The organism is Frigoribacterium sp. PhB160 (genome assembly GCF_003751785.1).
Taxonomy (GTDB): Bacteria; Actinomycetota; Actinomycetes; order Actinomycetales; family Microbacteriaceae; genus Frigoribacterium.
In genome coordinates this window covers 166,314-186,384 of sequence record NZ_RKIE01000002.1, presented here as the reverse complement: position 1 = coordinate 186,384, position 20,071 = coordinate 166,314, and the positions used below count along the sequence as shown (strand labels likewise).

General features: G+C 74.9%; 21 protein-coding genes. 8 read left to right on the top strand and 13 right to left on the bottom strand.

What is annotated here, in order from left to right; all coding sequences use genetic code 11:
* Positions 1-105: 105 nt before the first annotated feature.
* Positions 106-777, bottom strand: a complete 672-nt coding sequence (locus tag EDF38_RS09900) for a DUF805 domain-containing protein (RefSeq protein WP_123355279.1) — start codon at positions 775-777, stop codon at positions 106-108.
* Between the two features lie 106 nt (positions 778-883).
* On the opposite strand from EDF38_RS09900, the gene EDF38_RS09895 reads away from it, so the two are divergent.
* The 3 genes from EDF38_RS09895 to EDF38_RS09885 all read left to right on the top strand — a co-directional run bounded on the left by EDF38_RS09895 (position 884) and on the right by EDF38_RS09885 (position 2,231).
* A complete protein-coding gene (locus EDF38_RS09895; RefSeq protein ID WP_123355278.1) occupies positions 884-1,267 on the top strand; it encodes a DUF2256 and DUF3253 domain-containing protein in 384 nt (127 codons plus the stop codon).
* A gap of 125 nt (positions 1,268-1,392) precedes the next feature.
* A complete protein-coding gene (locus tag EDF38_RS09890; RefSeq protein WP_123355905.1) occupies positions 1,393-1,758 on the top strand; it encodes a YidH family protein in 366 nt (121 codons plus the stop codon).
* Positions 1,755-2,231 (top strand): DUF202 domain-containing protein, encoded by a 477-nt coding sequence (locus tag EDF38_RS09885; protein ID WP_123355277.1) that lies wholly within the window; start codon positions 1,755-1,757, stop codon positions 2,229-2,231. Before EDF38_RS09890 ends, EDF38_RS09885 begins: the two co-directional genes overlap by 4 nt.
* A 117-nt stretch (positions 2,232-2,348) precedes the next feature.
* Here the strand turns inward: EDF38_RS09885 and EDF38_RS09880 are convergent, their stop codons facing one another.
* The 3 genes from EDF38_RS09880 to EDF38_RS15895 all read right to left on the bottom strand — a co-directional run bounded on the left by EDF38_RS09880 (position 2,349) and on the right by EDF38_RS15895 (position 5,030).
* Positions 2,349-2,894: an MOSC domain-containing protein gene (locus EDF38_RS09880; protein ID WP_123355276.1), complete on the bottom strand. Its 546-nt coding sequence runs from the start codon at positions 2,892-2,894 to the stop codon at positions 2,349-2,351.
* A 127-nt stretch (positions 2,895-3,021) separates the two neighbouring features.
* Positions 3,022-3,984, bottom strand: a complete 963-nt coding sequence (gene bla, locus EDF38_RS09875; RefSeq protein WP_123355275.1) for a class A beta-lactamase — start codon at positions 3,982-3,984, stop codon at positions 3,022-3,024.
* A 164-nt stretch (positions 3,985-4,148) separates the two neighbouring features.
* A complete protein-coding gene (locus EDF38_RS15895) occupies positions 4,149-5,030 on the bottom strand; it encodes a GNAT family N-acetyltransferase (RefSeq protein ID WP_158613350.1) in 882 nt (293 codons plus the stop codon).
* Between the two features lie 164 nt (positions 5,031-5,194).
* On the opposite strand from EDF38_RS15895, the gene EDF38_RS09865 reads away from it, so the two are divergent.
* Entirely contained in the window at positions 5,195-6,232 is a 1,038-nt protein-coding gene (locus tag EDF38_RS09865) for an XdhC family protein (protein ID WP_123355274.1), read from the top strand.
* A gap of 47 nt (positions 6,233-6,279) precedes the next feature.
* On the opposite strand, the gene EDF38_RS09860 is transcribed toward EDF38_RS09865, so the two are convergent.
* Positions 6,280-6,495, bottom strand: coding sequence for a hypothetical protein (locus EDF38_RS09860; RefSeq protein ID WP_123355273.1), 216 nt, complete (start codon positions 6,493-6,495; stop codon positions 6,280-6,282).
* A gap of 141 nt (positions 6,496-6,636) precedes the next feature.
* On the opposite strand from EDF38_RS09860, the gene EDF38_RS09855 reads away from it, so the two are divergent.
* The 3 genes from EDF38_RS09855 to EDF38_RS09845 all read left to right on the top strand — a co-directional run bounded on the left by EDF38_RS09855 (position 6,637) and on the right by EDF38_RS09845 (position 8,512).
* A complete protein-coding gene (locus EDF38_RS09855; protein WP_123355272.1) occupies positions 6,637-7,464 on the top strand; it encodes a siderophore-interacting protein in 828 nt (275 codons plus the stop codon).
* A 94-nt stretch (positions 7,465-7,558) separates the two neighbouring features.
* The gene (locus tag EDF38_RS09850; RefSeq protein ID WP_123355271.1) at positions 7,559-8,020 is read left to right on the top strand and encodes a MarR family winged helix-turn-helix transcriptional regulator; all 462 of its coding nucleotides are present in this window, start codon (positions 7,559-7,561) and stop codon (positions 8,018-8,020) included.
* A gap of 51 nt (positions 8,021-8,071) precedes the next feature.
* On the top strand, positions 8,072-8,512 hold the full coding sequence (locus EDF38_RS09845; RefSeq protein WP_123355270.1) for an OsmC family peroxiredoxin: 441 nt from the start codon (positions 8,072-8,074) through the stop codon (positions 8,510-8,512).
* A gap of 579 nt (positions 8,513-9,091) precedes the next feature.
* Here the strand turns inward: EDF38_RS09845 and EDF38_RS09840 are convergent.
* Positions 9,092-9,790 carry an HAD family hydrolase gene (locus EDF38_RS09840; protein WP_123355269.1) on the bottom strand — a complete coding sequence of 233 codons (699 nt, stop codon included), beginning with the start codon at positions 9,788-9,790 and terminating at the stop codon, positions 9,092-9,094.
* Positions 9,791-9,896: 106 nt separating this feature from the next.
* On the opposite strand from EDF38_RS09840, the gene EDF38_RS09835 reads away from it, so the two are divergent.
* Positions 9,897-10,586, top strand: coding sequence for an NAD(P)-binding domain-containing protein (locus EDF38_RS09835; RefSeq protein WP_233572382.1), 690 nt, complete (start codon positions 9,897-9,899; stop codon positions 10,584-10,586).
* A 173-nt stretch (positions 10,587-10,759) separates the two neighbouring features.
* On the opposite strand, the gene EDF38_RS09830 is transcribed toward EDF38_RS09835, so the two are convergent.
* The 7 genes from EDF38_RS09830 to EDF38_RS09800 form a co-directional block, all read right to left on the bottom strand.
* The gene (locus EDF38_RS09830) at positions 10,760-12,835 is read right to left on the bottom strand and encodes a hypothetical protein (RefSeq protein WP_123355267.1); all 2,076 of its coding nucleotides are present in this window, start codon (positions 12,833-12,835) and stop codon (positions 10,760-10,762) included.
* An 80-nt stretch (positions 12,836-12,915) separates the two neighbouring features.
* Complete coding sequence (locus tag EDF38_RS09825; RefSeq protein WP_123355266.1) at positions 12,916-14,016, bottom strand: glycosidase; 1,101 nt, start codon at positions 14,014-14,016, stop codon at positions 12,916-12,918.
* 178 nt (positions 14,017-14,194) lie between these two features.
* Complete coding sequence (locus EDF38_RS09820; RefSeq protein WP_123355265.1) at positions 14,195-15,028, bottom strand: carbohydrate ABC transporter permease; 834 nt, start codon at positions 15,026-15,028, stop codon at positions 14,195-14,197.
* A 1-nt stretch (position 15,029) separates the two neighbouring features.
* Positions 15,030-15,902 (bottom strand): carbohydrate ABC transporter permease, encoded by an 873-nt coding sequence (locus EDF38_RS09815; RefSeq protein ID WP_199734728.1) that lies wholly within the window; start codon positions 15,900-15,902, stop codon positions 15,030-15,032.
* A gap of 144 nt (positions 15,903-16,046) precedes the next feature.
* Positions 16,047-17,336 carry a sugar ABC transporter substrate-binding protein gene (locus tag EDF38_RS09810; RefSeq protein WP_370275632.1) on the bottom strand — a complete coding sequence of 430 codons (1,290 nt, stop codon included), beginning with the start codon at positions 17,334-17,336 and terminating at the stop codon, positions 16,047-16,049.
* Positions 17,337-17,373: 37 nt separating this feature from the next.
* The gene (locus EDF38_RS09805; RefSeq protein ID WP_199734687.1) at positions 17,374-18,615 is read right to left on the bottom strand and encodes a hypothetical protein; all 1,242 of its coding nucleotides are present in this window, start codon (positions 18,613-18,615) and stop codon (positions 17,374-17,376) included.
* Between the two features lie 192 nt (positions 18,616-18,807).
* Positions 18,808-19,899, bottom strand: a complete 1,092-nt coding sequence (locus EDF38_RS09800; RefSeq protein WP_123355262.1) for a LacI family DNA-binding transcriptional regulator — start codon at positions 19,897-19,899, stop codon at positions 18,808-18,810.
* Positions 19,900-20,071: the final 172 nt, after the last annotated feature.

Genomic DNA, 20,071 nt, shown 5'->3' with positions numbered 1-20,071 from the left:
GGTGATCCCGACTGCGCGCTGTCGTGCACGCCCGGGGCCGCGCGTGCCGCACGACCACCGTCGATGGTACGCGCCGCCCGTGCGAGGCGCCAGGCCCCCGACCGCCTACGGCCGGACTGCGGGCGCCCCGGGCGCGGCCGGGCCGGCCGCTCCGGACGACCCGGCTGGCCCCCGTCCGGTGCCGAGCGCGCCGTCGGGCACCGACTCGAACCGGACGCCCGTCGGCTGCGACGGCCGCGCCAGCATGATCAGCACCGGCAGCTGCAGGAAGGGCAGGAACACCGAGGCGATGGCCCACCCCGCCGAGAAGTTCGCGTCGTGCAGTCGCCGGACGGTCAGCGTGACCGTCGGCACGAAGGTGCCGACGCACCAGAGCATCCAGACGACGAGGTACACGCCGGACTTGTCGTCGTCACCGGGGCCGCGTCCGGTGAAGAGCGCGAGGTCGCCGAGGACCGAGCCGAAGGGCCCGACGGGCAGCGAGTGGTCGCGCCCCTGCCCGAGCGCGAGCGGGATCGCCACGAGGAACACCGCGGCGACCGCGACCTGCAGCAGCCAGGTCCACCAGAACTCGCTGCGGCTCGCGCGGGCCGACCACCGGCTCCACTGCGTGGCGGCGCGGGCCCAGGCGATCCACGGACGGAGGCCCGGGACCGGGACGGGACCGCGCAGGTGCAGGAGCTGCCTCGGGGACGGCCTCGCGCCTCCGGCCGGGGCCTTCTCGAGGCGGAGGGGCGGCCCGGTCTCGGGTCGGGGGTCGTCGCCGGGGTCGGTCATCCCGACACGCTAGGGCGGGCTCGGGACGGCCGCCATCCCCCGCTCGACCCACATCGCGGGTACCCCGGTCCACCGGACGTGCGGGGAAGGAGCGTTGCATGGGCGCATGACCGAGCACGACGAGAAGACCTGCCGCTCGTGCGGGCGCCGCATCGAGTGGCGCAAGAAGTGGGCGGCGAACTGGGACGAGGTCGCGTACTGCAGCGACGCGTGCCGCAAGCGCAAGGTCACCGCGCTCGACCGCGAGCTCGAGGGGCGCATCCGGGGCCTGCTCGCCTCGCGGGCCGCCACCTCGACGATCTGCCCGTCGGACGTCGCCCGGGCCGTCGCGCCCGACGACGAGGCCGCCTGGCGCGACCTCATGGAGCCCGTCCGCCGCGCCGCCCGTCGCCTCGTCGCCGCGGGCGAGGTCGACATCACCCAGGGCGGGTCGGTCGTCGACCCGTCGACCGCGAAGGGCCCGATCCGCATCCGCCGCCACCGGCCCTGACCCCGGGCCCGGGCACGCCCCGGGGGGCCCGGACGCGCCCCGGGGGCGTCGGGTGTCCACGGTCCGTCGTGCCGACGACGCCCGGGCGACGATCCGTGGACGACTGGTCGCGCTACGGTCGAGGGGTGACCGCCGACCACCGACGCCCCCGCAGCGTCTACGGCGTGGGGACCGAGCCCGACGTCCGGTTCAGCCTCGCGAACGAGCGCACCTTCCTCGCGTGGATCCGCACCGGCCTCGCCCTCCTCGCGGCCGGCGTCGCCCTCGAGGCGCTCGGCCTCGGGCTGCAGCCGACGCTCCGCCTCGCGGCCTCGATCGTGCTCGTCGTCACCGGCATCGCCACGCCCGTGCAGGCGTGGGTCGGCTGGCTGCGGGCCGAGCGGGCCCTCCGCCTCGACCGGCCGCTGCCGTCGGCCGTGCTCGCCCTGCCGCTCGGGGTCGCCGTCGCGGTGGCCGGCGTGCTCGTGCTGCTGGCGGTCGTGCTCGCGTGACCGCCCCGGGCCCGCGGGCCGGCCGGGCCGACGACGGAGACAGCGCCGGAGGCGCGGGTCGCCTCGACCCGTCGACCCACCCCTTCGACGAGGGGCTCCAACCCGAGCGCACCGCGCTGGCGTGGCGCCGCACGGCGCTGGCGCTGACCGCCGCGTCGCTCGTCGCGTTCCGCGTGCTGCCCGAGCTGCTCGGCGGCGGGGCCTGGGTGCTCGCGGCCGTCGGTCTCACGGCGTCGGTCGGGGTGCTCGTGGCGGCGCACCGGCGGTACCGACGGCTGCATCGCCTCCTCACGTCGCCGGCCTCGCCGTCGCGCTCGAGTTCGCCATCTCCTTCGCCTTCGGGCACAGACACGGTCGCGCCCGGGGCCGCGGGTGCGGGCGGGGGCCTGCCCGCGGGCGTGGCCCTGCTGACGCTCGCGGCCGGCGTCGTCGCCCTGGTCGTGGTGCTGGCCTCGGCGGCTGCACCCCGGTAGGGAGCGCCTCCGGGCCGCACGGCGTCACGTCTCGGGCACCGCGTCACGCTTCGTCGCGACGTGATGCGCAGAACGTGACGCGACGCGACGGCCCGAGTCGAGCCGCGCCCACCCGGGTCAGACCGGACGCAGTGCCCGCGCCTCGCCGGCGGGCAGCTCGACCACGACCTCGTCGCCCGGCACGATCCGACCGCCCGTGAGCACCACGCCCATCACGCCGCCCTTCCGGACGACCGCGCCGTCGGCGTCGCGGCCGACGAGCTGGCGCAGCAGGCCGTCCTCGAAGCCGTCGATCTGCAGGCACGGGTTCCGGAGCCCCGTCACCTCGACCGACGCCTCCGGCCCGAGCCGCAGCACGGTGCCCTCGGGCAGGCCGAGCAGGTCGACCCCGTGGGTGGTGACGTTCTCGCCGAGCTGGCCGGGTCCGACCTCGAAGCCCGCCGCGCGCACCTCGTCGAGCAGCTCGTCGTGGATCAGGTGCACCTGCCGCAGGTTCGGCTGCGACGGGTCTCGCGCCACGCGCGAGCGGTGCTGGACGGTCGTCCCGGCGTGGGCGTCGCCGGCCACGCCGAGCCCTGCCACGAGCTCGATCGCGTCGACGGCCGGCTTGCTGAAGCGGTGCTGGTCGTCGCGGCTGACGGAGACGACGGAGGCGCGGGTCATGAGGCCATCCTGCCCCGCGCCTCCGCGTCCCACCAGGGCACCTTCGGGTCGCACGGCGTCACGTCCTGGGCGAGGCGTCACGAGAAGACGCGACGCGACGCACGGAACGTGACGCGACACGACGCCCCTACTCGAACTCGGCCAGCACCGCGGCCGCGGCCCGCGCGACGAGCGCGTCGTCGTAGTCGGCGTCGTTCCGCGCGGTGAGGACCGAGAGCACGATCGGCTCGCGACCGGGCGGGGTCACGACGGCCACGTCGTTCCGCACGCCCCCGGCGCCGCCCGACTTGTCGGCCACGACCCAGCCGTCGGGCGCTCCGGCCCGCACGAGGGCGTCGCCGGTGGCGTTGCCGCTCATCCAGTCGAGCAGCTGGGCCCGGTCGTCCGCCGCGAGGGCGTCGCCGACCGCGACCGCCCGCAGGTCGGCCGTGGACGCCGCGGGCGTCGTCGTGTTCGCGTCGCTGCCGGCGGTCGGCCGGTTCAGCTCGGGCTCCTGGTCGACCACCTCGGTCTCGTCGTCGCCGAGGTCGGTCAGCCAGGCGTCGAGCGCGGCCGGTCCGCCGACCCGGTCGAGCACGAGGTTCAGCGCGGTGTTGTCGCTCTTCCGCACGGCGGCCTCGGCGAGCTCGGCGTAGCTGAGCCCGCCGACGACGTGCAGCTCGGTCACGGGCGAGTACCCGGCGGCGGCGACGTCGGCCGAGGTCCACGTCGCGCGCTCGGCGAGGTCGTCGGCCGTCGTCACGTCGAGCAGCGCCGCCGCCGCGAGCGCCTTGAGCGACGAGGCGTAGAGGAACCGCTCGTCCGCCCGGTGCCCGATCGACCGACCGTCGCCGGTGTCGACGGCGGAGACGCCGACGCGCGCGTCGAACTCCGCCTCGAGGGCGGCGAGCGCCGCGTCGACCCGGGCCTGGGCAGCGGGGTCGGTCGTGGGCGCGGCGGAGGGGGACGCCGACGCCGACGCCGACGCCGGTGCCCCGCTCGTGCCCGCCCCCGCGGGGGCTCCTCCGGCGGCGCACCCGGCGACGGCGGTGACGCCGGCCAGGGCGAGGGCGAGGACGGCGGCGTGGTGCGGTCGGCGGGTGGGGGTCATCGGGTGGTCCTCATCGGGTCGGTCGTGGTCGGTCGTGGTCGGTCATGGCCTGTCGAGCCGCGACGCCCCGGGCGTCCCGGCGTCCGGGCGCGTCCCGCCGACCCTGCCACGGAGGCGCGGCCCCGGCCCCGCATCTCAGCCTCAGGGCGGACGCCCGGGCCCGGTCAGTGCGTCGCGAGGACGACGACCGAGGCGACCCTGCGCCAGCCGAGCGCGGCGTACAGGCCCGCACCGTCGACGGACGCGACGAGGAGGCCGTGGGCGGCACCGCGCCTCCGGCACTCGTCGACGAGCGCGTGCATGACGGCGCCGCCCAGGCCGCGCCGACGGTGCGCCTCGGAGGTCTGGATCTTGTCGGGCACGGCGGTCCCGGCGGCGGTGAGGCCGGCGCGTCCGGAGGCGGCGTCGACGGGGTCGACGTCGGGGGCGAGGCCCACGGCGGCGTCGAGGTCCTCGGCGCCGCCGACGTCGGGGCTGGCGACCGCGCGCAGCACCGTCCCCCGGGCCGCCCGGGCCTCGGCGACGTCGACGACGTAGCCCGCCGGCACGGCCCGGGCCGCCTGGTGGTGGAGCTCGACGGCCATGAACGACTCCTCGGCGCTGCGCACGACGAGCCCCGCGGCGAGGCCGGCCCGCACGACGGCGTCGACCCGGGCGGGAGGCACGACGACCGTGACCCAGACCGCGTCGCCGAACGAGCCCGCGTCGACGGCCTCGGCGAGCGTCGTGTCGAGCAGCTCGGCCTCGGCGGCGGGGAGGTCGGGCGACGCCGCGTGGTCGGCGTCCGCCGCGCGGTCGTCGAGGCCGGCCCCGGCGCCCAACGGCACGACGAACTCGGCCCAGCGGTCGGGCAGCCCGATCGGCACGCGCCACGTCCCCCCGCGCCGGGTCGCGCTGAGCCCGCGCGAGGCGGTCCAGCCCTCGACCCAGTCGGCGACGAGCGGCTCGAGCGACGAGGCGCGCGGGTCGCTCGCCCCGCCCGGGTCGCCGGGGTCGGAGGCCGACGCCCCCGAGGAGGCGCGGTGACGGTCGAGCGCATCGGTCATCCCCCGAGCATGCCAGCGCGGGCACGCCCCGGCGGTCGGTACGATCGGTGCTCCCGGCCGACGACGTCCACCGCCGCCCGCGCGGCCCCTCGCCCGACTCCCCGACGCCCGCCGTCGGCCTCCCGCCGCGCGACCCATGCCGCCCCACCCGCCCCGGAGGACCCGTGTTCGAGATCGCCGACCGCCTGCTCGACCGGCTGCGCGCCGGCGAGCGAGTCGCCGTCGCGACCGCCGTCTCGGTCGTCGGCAGCGCCCCCCGCACCGTCGGCACCTCGATGGTGGTCGGCGCCGACGGCACGGTGATCGGCAGCATCTCCGGCGGCTGCGTCGAGGGAGCCCTCTACGAGACCTGCCAGCAGGTGCTCGCCGACGGGCGGCCGGTCGTCGAGTCGTTCGGCTTCAGCGACGAGGCCGGCTTCGAGGTCGGCCTCAGCTGCGGCGGCACGATCGAGGTCGTCGTGCGGGCGCTGACGGCCGCGGACGCGACCGTCGTCCACCAGCTCGAGGAGGCGCGGGCCGGCCGACCCGCCTCCCTCACCACGGTCGTCGGCGCGGCTCCCACCCCCGGCGGCGCCCCGGCCGACGACGAGGCCGACGCCGCGGGGCGCGACGCGGGCGGACGCCTCGGCGACGTCGTCGACCCGTCCGACGTCGACGCCTGCACCGGGCTGCGGCTGTTCACGGAGCGGTCGGAGCCGGCCCCGCGCCTCCTCGTCTTCGGTGCCGTCGAGTTCGCGGTCGCGCTCTGCGACGCGGGCGCGGCGCTCGGCTGGCGGGTGACGGTGTGCGACCCGCGACCCGTGTTCATGACGCCGGGCCGGTTCCGCTCGGCCGACGAGGTCGTCGTCGAGTGGCCGCCCGCCTACCTGGCCCGCACCGAGCTCGACGACCGCAGCGTCGTCGCGGTGCTCTCGCACGACGACCGGTTCGACGCCGAGCTCGTCGCGGCGGCGCTCGCCTCGCCGGCGGTCTACGTCGGGGCCATGGGGTCGCGCGTCACGCACGAGCGACGGGTGCGGCAGCTGCGCGCGCTCGGGGTGGGCGACGAGGCGATCGCGCGGCTGCACTCGCCCATCGGGCTCGACCTCGGCGCGAGCACGCCGGAGGAGACGGCCGTCTCGATCCTCGCGGAGGTGCTCGCGGTGCGGGCCGGGGCGACCGGAGGACGGCTGCGCGACCGGACGGACGCGATCCACCGCTGAGCCGGCACCCGGGCGCTGCGGTGCGGTGTCGGGGCGCGGGCGCGGCCCTACTCGGGACGGGCCTCGCCGCCGCCCGGGCGCACCTTCGCGGTGTCGGCGACGTCGATGCGGGTGACGCCGTCGCCGCGGTCCTCGGTCGTGATGCGCGGAGCGGCGTCGCTCTCGTCCGACTTCGGGGCCCGCGTGAGCTGGTCGTGGCGCTTCTCGTCCGCGGTCATCCCGGTCACGTCGTCGCGGTCGGCGTCCTTCTCGGCATCGGTCATGCCCCCGACGCTAGTCGGGCCCACGGGCTCACGCGTGTCCACGACTCGTCGGTCGCCCGGGCCGTGAGCGACCATCCGCGGACACCGGCCCGCTCGGCAGACCTGCTCGACGCGCGAGTGAGGTGAGGCTATCCTTACTTCATGCCCAGCCGCACCGCACCCACGACTCCCGGCATCTACCGTGCGGCGGTGACCCGCACCGAGCGTCTGACGCCGAGCTTCCAGCGGGTGACCGTGGCGGGGCCCGAGCTCGACCGGTTCGACTTCATGGGGTACGACCACTGGTTCCGCCTCTTCCTGCAGCTGCCCCACCAGGCCGAGCTGCGCCTCCCGCGATCCACCGGCGCGACGTGGTGGCCGCAGCACCTCGCGGTGCCGGCCGACGAGCGGCCGCACCTGGCGAACTACACGGTGGCCGAGTTCCGCCCCGCGACCACCCACGGCGGCGCCGAGCTCGACATCGACTTCGTCGTGCACCGCGGGCCCGACGGCGAGCTCGAGGGCGGCGCGGCCGTCTGGGCCTGCTCGGCAAGACCGGGCGACGCGATCGGCGTGCTCGACCAGGGGCTGATCTTCGACCGCCCGGACGACGCGACCGAGACGGTGATCGTCGCCGACGAGAGCGGCCTGCCCGCGGTCTGCGGCGTGCTGCGGTCGCTGCCGGACGACGCCGTCGGCACCGTCATCCAGGAGGTGCCGACCGCGGCCGACCGCCGCGAGCTCGACGCTCCGCGAGGGGTGGACGTGCGGTGGGTCGTCCGCGACGACGCGCACCCCGCCGGGGCCGGAGCCCTCGCCGAGCTGACCCGCCGCATCGCGGTCGACCCTCTCGCCTACGGCTTCGTCGTCGGCGAGAGCGCGCTCGCGACCGGCGGTCGCCGCCACCTGCGTCGCCTCGGCGTCCCGAAGGACCGCATCACGTTCTCCGGCTTCTGGAAGAGGGCGAAGGAGGCGCGGGTCGCCTCCTGAGCGACCGCGCACCGCGGCCCTCCCGCGCCGCGCACCGGCCGCGCCCCCGAGTTGCACGCAACCGAGTTGCGCACAATGTGTTACGCTCGCCACCATGAGCCCGACCAGCACCGCCTCGACCTCGGCCCCCGCGCCGCTGCTCGACGAGCAGATCTGCTTCGCGCTCTACTCCGCGTCGCGCGCCCTGACCGCCCGGTACCGCGACCTGCTCGCCCCGCTCGGCCTGACCTACCCGCAGTACCTCGTCATGCTCGTCCTCTGGGAGCAGGGCCCGACCGGCGTCTCCGGCCTCGGCGAGCGCCTCAGCCTCGACTCCGGCACGCTCTCCCCGCTGCTGCGGCGACTCGAGGCCCTCGGCGTCGTGACCCGTGAGCGGGTCGCGGGCGACGAGCGCAGCGTGCTCGTCAGCGCGACGCCCGCCGGCGAGGCCCTACGTGCCGACGCGGCCCGCATCCCCGCGAGCATCTGCGAGGCGACCGGCCTCGGCCTCGCCGACATCGCGGCCCTCACCGAGGCCGTCGGCGGCCTCGCCGACACCGTGCGCCGCGCCTCCTAGTCCCCACCGTCCCGCTCGACCCGTCCCACCCCCCAACGAAAGAGAGACACCATGCCCACTCGCACCGCACGCACCGCCTGGAACGGCAGCCTCGAGACCGGCGAGGGCCAGGTCGAGATGACCAGCTCGAAGGTCGGCACCTACGACGTGTCGTTCCCCAAGCGCGCCGCCGACGAGGCGAACGGCTCGACGAGCCCCGAAGAGCTGCTCGCCGCGGCCCACTCCGCCTGCTACGCCATGCAGTTCAGCGCCGTCCTCGGCCAGGCCGGCGGCACCGTCGAGGCGCTCGACGTCAAGGCCGACGTCTCGCTCGGCCCGGACTCGGCCGGCGGCTTCAAGCTCACCGGCATCGCCCTCACCGTCCGCGGCGAGGTCTCCGGCATCGACGAGGCCGCCTTCCAGGCCGCCGCGCAGGACGCCAAGGAGACCTGCCCGGTCAGCAAGGCCCTCACCGGCGTCGAGATCACGCTCGACGCGACTTTCGAGAGCTAGGCACGCACCACCCGAGGCCCCGTCCGCCCCGCCGCCCCCGATCCCTCGGAGGCACGGGTCGGCGGGGCCTCCGTGCGTCCCGCGCCCGGCCCGGCCCGGCCGCCGAGGGCGCGGCACCGACCATCGGAGGCGCGGCGCGCTCCCCCGGGACGGGCGCCGCCCGATCTGGGGCCACGTCGCACCCCGTCCCGCGACCGGGCCGCCCCGAACACCCGGCGACGCGACCACGGAGGATGCGGTGCAGACCATGGACGGACGACGAGACCGGGACGACCCGGCAGGGCTCGGCGCGACCCCGCGCAGGCACGCGGGCGGCGGCCCCGGCTCACCCGGGACGCCCGCGTCCGAGGTGGTGCCCTGCCCCACGTGCGGCGGCCCGGCACGGCTGATCGCGAACCCGTACTACGGAGTGGGACTCTCGCTCCACCCGCACGTGCTCACCTGCACGGCGTGCCGCACGTCGATCTTCGTGCCGCGCCCCAGGCCGTCCCGCGAGACCCCGGGCCCGGCCCGACGACGGGGCTTCCGCGGGCTCTTCCGGCGCTGACGCCGCCCGCGGCCGCGCGACGCCCGACGCGCTCAGCCGAGACGCCCGATCACGCTGCCGTCGAGCCCGGCGAGCAGCGCCGCGACGTCGTCCCACACCTCCGCCGCCCCGGCCTCCTCGAGCTCGGCCCGCGACAGCCCGCCGGTCAGCACTCCGACGCAGGTGACGCCCGCGCGCCCGGCGGCCTCGACGTCCCACCGGGCGTCGCCGACCATGACCGCGTGCGCGGCGTCGACGCCGGCCTTCTCGAGCGCGCCCTCGACGATGCCCGGGTCGGGCTTCGCCGTGTCGGCGTCCTCCGACGACGTGACGGCCCAGAGCGCGCCCTCGACGTCGAGCAGGCCGCGCAGCACCGTCAGCTCCCCCTCCGGGGCGCTGGTCGCGAGCACGACGCGGTGCCCGCGCCGGGCGATCTCCGCGAGCAGCTCGGGCACCCCGTCGAAGACGTGCAGGTCGGTGTCGCCGTGGGGCAGGTAGTGGGCGGAGTGGCGCTCCTTCGCCTCGTCGCCCCGCGCCTCCGCGACCTCGTCGCCCAGCAGGGCCGCGAGCAGCAGCGACGAGTCCATGCCGATCGCGCGGTGGACGCGCCAGCTGTCGACCGGGTGGCCGATGTCGGCGAAGGCCTTCGACCAGGCGTCGACGTGCGCGTAGTTCGAGTCGACGAGCGTGCCGTCGATGTCGAAGAGGACGGCGGTGGTGCCGGACGAGGAGGTGCGGGGCGAGTCGGTCATCGCACCAGTCAATTACTGCACGGCGTGCAGCGGTCGCCCCGGTCGTCACCCTGACCGGCGCCTCCGAGCTGGCTGGGAACGGGAACACCGGCCCAGGCGACGGGCGTTGGCTGACGGCATGACTACATTCGGCATCATCGGAGCAGGCAACATCGGCAGCCAGGTCGCCCGGGCGGTCATCGCCCAGGGACACGACGTCGTGATCAGCAACTCGCGCGGACCCGAGACGCTCGGCGACCTCGTCGCCGACCTCGGCGACAAGGCCCGTGCAGCGACCGCGGACGAGGCGGCGAGCGCCGGCGAGGTCGTCGTCGTCACCGTGCCGCTCAAGAACTACGAGCAGGTGCCCGTCGAGCCCCTCGCCGGCAAGATCGTCGTCGACACGAACAACTACTACTTCGAGCGCGACGGCCACATCGCGGCGCTCGACAACGGCCTCGACACCGTCTCGGGCATGCTGCAGCGGCACCTGCCCGAGAGCAAGGTCGCCAAGGGCTTCAACCACATCATGGCGAAGGACATCACGACCGACGGCAAGCCCGCCGGCGAGGAGGGCCGTCGCGCCCTCGCCACGTCGAGCGACTTCGAGGAGGCCGCCGAGTACGTCCAGCGCCTCTACGACGAGCTCGGCTTCGACACCGTCAACGTCGGCCCGCTGAGCGAGAGCTGGCGCGTCGAGCGCGACCAGCCCGCCTACGTCGTGTCGCAGACCCGGTCGGAGCTCGTCGCCAACCTCGCGAAGGCGACCCGCGCCACGGCGACCGAGGCGCCCGCGCCGCACGCCGACGAGGCGTAGGGCCGGCCCTCCCCGGGGACGCGAGCCGCGCCTCCGGGGGCCTGCACAGCACGGAACCCCGTTCCGTTCGATGAACCACGAAGCAACGTGGTTCTTCGAACGGAACGGGGTTCTTCGCGCACGAGGCGGGGCGCGGGCCGGGCCGGGACGGCGAGGGCGCTGAGCGGCGCGCCCTAGCGGGTGACCACCACGAACCCGCCGGCCCGCACCGCCACGAGCGACCGGCCCGACACCGTCTTCTGCGAGACGAGCTGCCCCTTCGCGTCGTAGCTCGCGACCGTCGAGCGCACCCCGCGGGCGCCGACCGTGGTCGGCAGCGGCAGGCGGGACGTCGACGAGACGAGCTCGGTCGAGCGTCCGCCGGCCCCGGTCAGCGCCAGGCGCTGCACGAGCGGCCGGACGATCAGCGCGTCGATCGTGACCGGCTGCGACCCGCGGGCCGTGACGGTCACGGCGGTGGCGCCCGGCCCGACCGGCACCGAGAGGGTCTGGGGCAGCAGCGCGCCGGAGGCGGCGGTCACCCCCTGAGCGCCGACCTTCGTCGTCAGCGTGCCGAGCGGCAGCCGTCCGGCCTTCCACGTCGAGGTCGAGGCGAGGCCTTCGGCGCCGAGCAGCACGGGCTCCACGTGGCGGAGGCCGGAGCCCGCCGGCACGGTGATCGAGGCGCTCTGCCCGGGCTGCAGCGTCAGCGCCGAGCCGCCGCTGTACTGCGCCTCGCCGGTCCACGCCGAGGTGGGCGTGACGACGGTGCCCGTGGTCGCCGTGGCGCCCTCGGCCTCGACGGTCGTGAGCCCGTCGCGCGAGGCGACCGTGGTCGACGCCTGCGCGAGCGCCGACACGTCGGGGGCGCCGTCGAGGGCGATCATCGAGAGCAGGCCGTGGATGGTGCTCTCGGCGCCCGAGTTGCGGTTCACCGAGCCGTCGGCCTGCACCCCGTCGTACGTCACGCCGGTGGCGCGGTCGTAGACGGCCCGCCCCGAGCGGTTCGTGCCGAAGTACCAGCTGCCGGCGACCGCCGCCACCTGGCGGAGGCCCGCCCCGCCCGACGCCTCGGCCACCGCGAGGGCGGACTGGAGTCGCGAGTCGGCCCCGTAGGCGATCTGCGTCTGGTCGATCGGCGTCGGGTACCAGGCGTTGTCGGGTCCGCTGGCCGTCAGCAGCGTGGTCGTGAACGAGGTGGTGTCGGTCACGGCGGGCCTCAGGAGGTCCGCCCGCCCGAGCACCGTCGACGCGCGTGCCAGGGCGACCGGCATCTGCGACGACCACGAGTGCCACATCGAGCGCGAGTGCGTCCAGGGCAGCACGGCGCCGTAGGGCCAGGTCTGCGGGTCGCCCGACGACATGCGGGCGATGCCCTCGGCGAGCTGGGTCGCCGCGGTGCGCGCGGCGGCGTCGCCGGGGGCGGCCTCGACGTACGAGGTCAGCCCGAGCACGGCCTCGGCCGAGGCGTCGGCGCCGTCGACGTCGACGACGAGCCACGCGGGCACCGTCGCCCCGTCGGCGACCTCGTACTGGCCGTACTTCGCGAGCGACTCGCGCTGGAGCGCCGTGACCCCGAGCTGGAGGCGCTGCTGCAGGAAGGCCGCGAACTCCGGGTCGTCGTCGCGGAAGGCCGCGTAGCCCTCGCCGAAGGCCCAGATGCTGCGGGCCAGCCAGTAGCTGTTGCCGCTGTCGGACGGATCGGGCAGCTCCACCGGCACCGGGCTGCGGTTGAACGTGCCGTCGGGCTGCATCCAGAGCACGACGTTGCCCGCGGCGGGCCCGGTCGTCGTCTGGAAGTACGCCGTCGAGCGCAGCAGCTCGTAGGCCTTCGTGCGGCTCTCCGGCGACCCGGTCTGCTGCCAGTCGCGCAGGTAGACCACTGCGGCGCGCGAGACGTCGTCGGAGTTGTAGGCGCCCTGGCCCCAGTACCCGGTGGCCGGGTCGAGCGGCCCGCCGCCCACGCGGGCGAAGGTGCCGCCGTCGCGGGCGTCGGCGTAGGTCCACGGCAGGGTCAGCGTCGGCTCGCTGTCGAGGCGGTACGACGTGTGGCCCTCCTCGGCCGCGGGCGTCGTCTCGTCGAGCAGGAAGTCGAGGTGCGCGAGGTTGGTCAGCGGTGCCGCGGCGGCGGCGACCGGCGCGGCCGTCCCGGGCCGGGCCGGGGCCGACGGAGGCGCGGCGGACGCCGGCAGGGCTCCCGTCACCCCCAGCGCGATCGCGGTCGTGGCGGCCAGGGCGAGCCCGGCCCATCGTGCGGTGCGTGCGGTCATCGTCGACCGCCTCCTTCTGTCTCGTCGGTCGGGTGGAGCGGGATGGTCGTGCGGGCGGCCGAGGCCGTGGACGGACCGGGTCAGGCGCGGTCGAGCCGGGCGACGCCGATCTTGGAGTCGGCCATGCCGTAGAAGACGAAGGGCACCCCGTCGACCTCCTCGATCGCCGTCGGGAAGACGACGTTCGGCACGATGCCGTCGCGCTCGTCGTCGGTCTCGGCCTCGAGCAGCGGCACGGCCGAGCGGGTGACGACGCGCGACGGGTCGTCGGCGTCGAGGATCATGCCGCCCGCCGCGTAGTTGACGTTCTGCTGCTGGGCGAAGGCGTCCTCGATGACGCCGGTCACACCGTGGTGCAGCAGCAGCCAGCCCTCCGGCACGCGGCGCGGGGGCGGGCCGCCGCCGATCTTGAGCTCCTCGAACGGGAAGGCCGGCCCGGCGACCGGGCGGTGCTGCCCCCAACGGGCGAGGGCCCGCGGGTCGGCGGCGACCGCGGCGACCGGCACGTAGCTGATCCAGATCGAGTGGCGGCCGTCGGTCACGCCGGCCGGCAGCGGGCTGCCCTCCCCCGGCACCGTGGCGCCGATGTGCCACATCGGCCGGTGCAGCACGGCGAAGCTCCGCACGCCGTCGGGAGCGGTGACGGCCTCCGGGAAGAAGGTCGTGTCCTTGTTGTGGAAGAGGCCGAGGTCGGTGTCGAGCTCGTCGACGTAGTCGAACGTGACGGGGCCGAGCCGGCGCCAGTCGCGGAGGTCGTCGCTCACGGCGACGGCCGTCCGCGGTCCGAGCGGGCCGTACGCGACGTACGTCATGACGTGCAGGCCGAGCTCGCCGACCCACGTGACGCGCGGGTCCTCGACGCCGGAGTGCGTGGCGCCGCGCTCCCAGCCGCGGTCGGGGGCGAGCACGACGCCCTGCCGCTCGACGCCGACCGGCACGCCGTAGTCGACGACGACGCGGGCGAGGCCGACCCGCGAGACGTTGCCGGCGGCGACGAGCCGCGGCAGCAGGTAGAGCTCGCCGTCCGGGCCGCGGCCGGATCCGGGGTTCAGCACGCCCTCGGCCTCGAGCGGCTCGTCGGGGTCGGGCGTCATGACCACGCCGAGGCGGGTCAGGCGGTAGGGGAAGCCGGGGGCGTCGGTCGCGTCGGCGACCTCGTCCGTCTCGGTCAGGTGGGTCATGGCGAGCCTCTCGGGAGGGGTGCGGGAGCAGGGGCAGGTGCGGCGGAGACGCGGTGCGAGGGGGGCAGGCACCGCGCCTCCTGCGGAGGGGGTCGTCGTCGACCCGGTCGGGTGGGGGCCCTCGGGAGACGCGGTGCGCGACGGGCGCACCCCGCGCCTCCCCGGGTCCGGGGGCGGCTCAGCCCTTCACGCTCGAGCCGACGTCGGTCGAGATGAAGTACCGCTGGAACACGATGAACAGCAGCACGACCGGCGCGGCCAGCACGACGGCGCCCGCGAGGGTCGCGCCGAACGGGTTCGCCGCGGTCGCCGCCACGTTGCTGATGTAGTTGGCGAGCGACACGGCGAGCGGCTGCATCGACGCCTCTTTCGTGATGAGGAACGGCCAGAGGAACTCGTTCCACGGCCCGATGAAGGTCAGCAGCAGGGCCGTGACGAGCGCGGGGCGGACGAGCGGGAGGGCGATGTCCCACAGCAGCCGGAACTCGCCGGTGCCGTCGATGCGCGCCGCCTCGAAGAGCTCCTTGGGCAGCTGCAGGAAGTACTGCCGGAAGACGATCACCGCCGTCGAGTTGATCGCGAACGGCAGGATCATGCCGAGGTAGTTGTCGCTCAGCCCGTAGTTGCGCGCGATGAGCACGTACAGCGGGATGATCAGCAGCTGGAACGGCACGACCTGCACGAGCAGCGCCAGCGCGAACGTGACCCCGCGGCCGCGCCACTGCAGCACGGCCAGCGCGTAGCCGACGAGCACCCCGAAGACGAGCGTGCAGGCGAGCACGCCCACGGTGAAGATGCCCGAGTTCGCGAGGCCGGTCAGCAGCCCGATGCGGCTGTCGATCGCGGCGTAGTTCTCGACCGTGATGTTCGACGGGTGCGGGAAGGCGCCCGCCACGGTCGGGTCGGGCCGCGTCTGCAGCGACCCGATGACCATGTAGTAGAAGGGGAACAGGAACGCGAGCGCCCCGATCGCGAGCACGACGCCTCGCAGCGTGGTCTGGGCCTTCGACATCTCAGGACTCCTTCCCGCCGGCGAACCGGTTCTGCAGCAGGGCGATGACCAGCACGAGGATCACGAGCACGACGCCGATGGCGGCGGCCTGGTCGGGGTTCCCCTGCTCGATGCCCTTCTGGTACATGAGCAGCACCGGCGACGTGGAGGCGCCGTTCGGCCCCCCTCCGCCGGTGAGCAGGTACGGCTCGGTGAAGAGGTTCGCGCCGGTGACGGTCGAGACGAGCAGCACCAGCACGGTCGCCGGGCGAACCCCCGGCACGGTCACGGCGAAGAACGACCGGATCGGGCCGGCGCCGTCGCTCGACGCCGCCTCGTACAGCTCTTTCGGCACGTTCTGCAGCGCCGCGAGGTACAGCAGGATGTAGAAGCCGAGCTGCTTCCACGTGACGAACAGCGCGATCGAGGGCATCGCCCACGCCGAGTTGATCAGCCACGACGGCGTCGGCGCCAGCGGGCCGAGCACCTGGTTGACGAGGCCGCTGCCGTTGAAGAGGAAGAGCCACACGGCGACGACCGCGACGCTCGCCGTGAGGTAGGGCACGTAGAACGCCACGCGGAGGAACCCGCGGAAGTGCGCGACCTTGTCGAGCGCCGTCGCGAGCACCATGCTCAGCACGACGGTGAGCGGCACGTTGATCACGAGGAACACGCCGACGTTGCCGAACGACCGGATCACGGCCGGGTCGGTGAACGCCGTGACGAAGTTGTCCAGGCCGACGAACGGCCGGTCGACGACCGCGCCGGGCGCCGTGAAGAAGTAGTCGTGGAAGGCGATGTACACCGCGTAGACGAGCGGGTACGCGAAGACCGCGAGCACGAACACGAGGTACGGCGCGCTGAACAGCAGGCCGAGGGGGTTCTTGCCGAGCAGGCCGCGGCGTCCGCGGGGCTGACGGCCGGGGCCGGGCGAGCCGGCCGTGCCGGGGCGGGGGCGACCCGAGGAGGCGCGGTGCGCCTCTTCGGGTCCCCCGCCGGCGGCCGGGGTGGCAGGCCCCGCGCTGAGGGTGGACACGGGTCAGTCCTGGGCCGCGAGCTCGTCGATCTTCGACGCGGCGTCCTTCAGCGACGAGTCGACGTCGCCCTTGCCGAAGATCACGCTGCTCGACCACGCGTCGCGGAACGCCTGCAGCTCGGCCACGGTGTTCGGGCCGGACGGCACCTCGATGGTGCGGGCCGCCTGGTCGCCGAAGAGCGCGTACGACGGGTTGGCGTCGAAGTAGTCGGCGTAGGTCGTGGCGAGGTCGGTGCGGATCGGCATCTGGCCGGTCGTCTCGAGCAGGGCCCGGTCGGAGTCCTCGCTGGTCGAGTACTTCAGGAAGTCCCACGCGGTGCCCTGGTTCTCGCAGGCCGTGTACATGCCGACGTTCTTCGCGTCGCTGAACGTGTAGGTGTCCTCCGGGCTCGTGCCGTCCTTGGTCGGCACCGGCACGGCGCCCCAGTTCACGTCCTTGTAGACGTTGACGGCCCACGGGCCGACGATCGACATGGCGGCCTCGCCGTCGGCGAAGCTGTCTCCGGTGTACTGCTCCTGACCGGCCAGGCCCTGGTCGTAGAGGTCGCGCCAGAAGGTCGCGACGTCCTCGCCGGCGCCGTCGGCGAAGGTGGCCTTGCCGTCCTCGACGAGGCCGGTGCCGCCCGTCTCGGCCGCGTAGAGCGGCATGAAGTCGAACTGCGACTGGAAGAACTCGCTCGTCGGGGCCGGGTGGATCGCGTAGTCGGAGACGCCTGCGTCGACGAGCGTCTTGCTCGTCGCGAGGAAGTCGTCGTAGGTCGACAGGGCGGGCGACTCGGCGTCGAGGCCGGCCTTCGTGAAGAGGTCCTTGTTGTAGAAGATCATGACGGGGTTCGACTTCCAGGGCAGCTGGTAGTACTTGCCGTCGGCGTCCTGGTACTGCTCGGCGAGGTCTCCGCTGCGGTCCTCGATGTACTTCGCCCCGTCGCTGAAGCTCGACAGGTCGACGAGGCCGCCCTGCTTCTGGAACTGGCCCACCGCGCTCGGCGCCGTGTTGTAGACGAGGCAGGGCGCGTTGCCGGCCGTGATGGCGGCCCCGATGACCTCTTCGCTCGACTTGCCGGCCGGGATCTCCTGGCCCTTGACCTGCTCGTCGGGGTGGTCGGCGTTCCATGCCTCGACCGTGGCCTTGCCCCAGGCGACCTCGGACTCGTTGTTCGAGTACCAGATCGTGATGGGGCCCTTCGCGGTGAGGGCGTCGCCGCCGCCGCCTCCTCCGCCGGAACAGGCGGTGAGGCCGAGGCCGGCGAGCAGGACGGTGGCTCCGATGAGTGCTGTGCGACGTTGCACGATGTTCTCCTTGGGTTCGGGTGGTGCGCTGCGGTGCGGGTCAGGTCGTGGGGACGGCGGCGGGTGCGGTCGCGTCGGGTGCGGTCGCGTCGGGTGCCTCGCGGTAGACGTAGAGGTCGCGGTGCCCGGGAGGCGCGTCCCAGCCCTGCGCGAAGGTCCAGCGGCCGTCCACCCGGCCGAGCCCGCCCCAGCTGAGCGACCCGCCGGGCGTGAGGGCGAGCTGGTCGGTCGGGCGGTCGAGGTCGTAGAGCGCCTGGCTGGCGGCGAAGCGGCCGTCGGCGTCGTCGTGGAAGACGTCGAGCACGAGGTGCCCGTCGCCGGTCACGATCGCGGCGGCGACCTCGTGCAGGTGCCCGCCGACGCTCGACAGGTCGAGGTACGGCGTGGGCTCGAAGGTCCAACGACGCATGTCGTCCGACCGGCCGACGTGCAGCACGCCGTCGAAGCCCTCGCTGACGAACATGAGGTACTCGCCGCCGATCCGGACGGCCTCGCCGTGCTCGTCGCGCGGCACGACGGCGCCCTTGGCCCACAGCCGGGTCTGCTCGGGCGGGGCGATCGGCCCGAGGCGCTCCCACGTCACGAGGTCGTCGCTGACGGCGAGCATCATGTCGCAGCCGACCGCCTCGACGGGGTACCCGGTGCTCGGGAACGCGGCCCGCGCCTCCTCGGTGATCGGCCAGATGCCGTTCCAGAAGAGCCAGAAGCGACCGTCGGCGCGGTAGACCTTGGGGTCCTCGACGCCGAGCAGCTCGAGGTCGTCGAGCGGGCGCACCACGGGGTTCGCCGGGTCGTCGACCCAGGCGGCGTCGGGGTCGGAGAGGTCGCGCGTCGCGTGGCCGATGCGGCTGCCGAGGCTCTCCTTGCGGGGCGAGGCCCGGTAGAAGAGGTGCAGGGTGCCGTCGTGCTCGATCATCGACGGGTTGTAGAGCGACGAGCTGGTCCAGCCGACGTCGTCGGGGTCGGCCCACTGGCCGTCGAGGGTGAAGGTCAGCGCCGGGTCGGGGGCGAAGGGCCCGACGGCCCAGTCGGGACGGTCGGCGCCGTAGGCCTCGGCCGCGGAGAAGTCGAGCTGCGCGAGGGCGCTCGTCAGCGGGTCGTCGTGGGCGAGCGCGTCGGCGAGCACCTGCCGGAGCCGCTCGCGCGTCAGCCGCACGAGGTGCGGGACGAGGGCGGGCGACGCGGCGGACGCGCTCGGGGTGCTCGCGGCGGTTCCGGTCGGGGTGCTCGAGGCGGCGGCGCTCGCGAGGGCGTGCGCGGCAGTCGTGGTCGCGGGGTCCATGGGCACCAACTTCGTCGTCGTGCGGCTGTCGTGATCTACCGAAACGTTTCGGTAACCAGGAAGCTAGCACGCCCTCCCCCGGAGCGGAAGGCCCGCCGGGCCCACACCGCGGAGAACCCCGTTCCGTTCACAGAACCACGAAGCTTCGTGGTTCTCCGAACGGAACGGGGTTCCGAGGCGCGGCGAGACCCGTCAGCCGGGCACGGCTCCCGTGGAGGCGCGGACCAGCAGCCGCGCCGGCTCGATCTCGGTCCCGCCGCCGCCCGTGGCCGCGACGACATCGACCCCGGCCCCTACCTCGGCCCCGTCGCCCACGCTCGCACCGCCGGCCGCGGCCCCGCCGCCCTCGACCGCGGCGAGCAGCAGCCGCGCCGCCTCCGCCCCGAGCAGCCGAGGGGAGGTCGTCATCGTGGTCAGCGCCGGACGCACGTACCCGCCGAGCTCGATGCCGTCGAACCCGGCGACGCTGATCTCCTCCGGCACGCGCACCCCGAGGCGGTCGGCCTCGGTCATGAAGCCGATGGCGGCGAGGTCGTTCGCGCAGAAGACGGCGGTCGGCCGGTCGGAGCGGCCCAGCAGGTCGACCGCGGCCCGGCGCCCGCCCTCGTAGGTGAAGTCGGCCTCGACGACGAGGCCGGGGTCGCGGTCGGAGGCGATCAGCGCCTCCCGCCAGGCCTCCACGCGGTGCACGGCGTGGACGAACCGCGACGGCCCGGCCACGTGGGCGAACCGCCGGTGGCCGAGCGAGACGAGGTGCTCGACGAGCTCGCGGACGCCCGCCGAGACGTCCTGCCGCACGGCCGGCAGCGGGAAGCCCGGCGCCGGGTTGACGCCCACGGCGGGCAGCCCGAGCTGCTGCACGAGCGGCACGCGCGGGTCGTCGACCGCGAGCTCGTTGAGGACGACGCCGTCGACCCGACGCCCCGCCGCGAGCCGTCGGTAGCGGTCGAGGGTCTCGTCGGCGGCCGTCCCCATCTGCAGGATGAGCGCGTAGCCGCGCGGGTCGAGCACCGACTCGAGCCCGCCGATGAAGCTGCCGAAGAACGGGTCGGACTCGAGCACGAACGGGTCGCGGTGCACGACGAGCCCGACGGCGAAGGCGCGCTTGGCGCTGAGCGAGCGCCCCCGCACGCTCGGCACGAAGCCGAGGTCGTCGGCGGCCTGCTTGATGCGGGCGCGGGTGCGGTCGGAGACGCCGGGCCGGTCGTTGAGCGCGCTCGACACCGAGCTGATCGCGACGCCCGCCCGTGCGGCGACCTCGACGATGGTGACCCTGTCCGCCACGTCGCGCCTCCTCGAGCCGGTTCTCCCGTCGTCGCGCGGCGACGGCCGCGGACCCGTCGATGCTACGGCAGCCCCCGGGCCGGCCCCGGATGCCGGTCGTCGACGACCGTCCCGCACAGGGCTCCGGCCGCTCAGCGAGCGCCCACGTACGGATCGGCGGAGTCACAGCCCA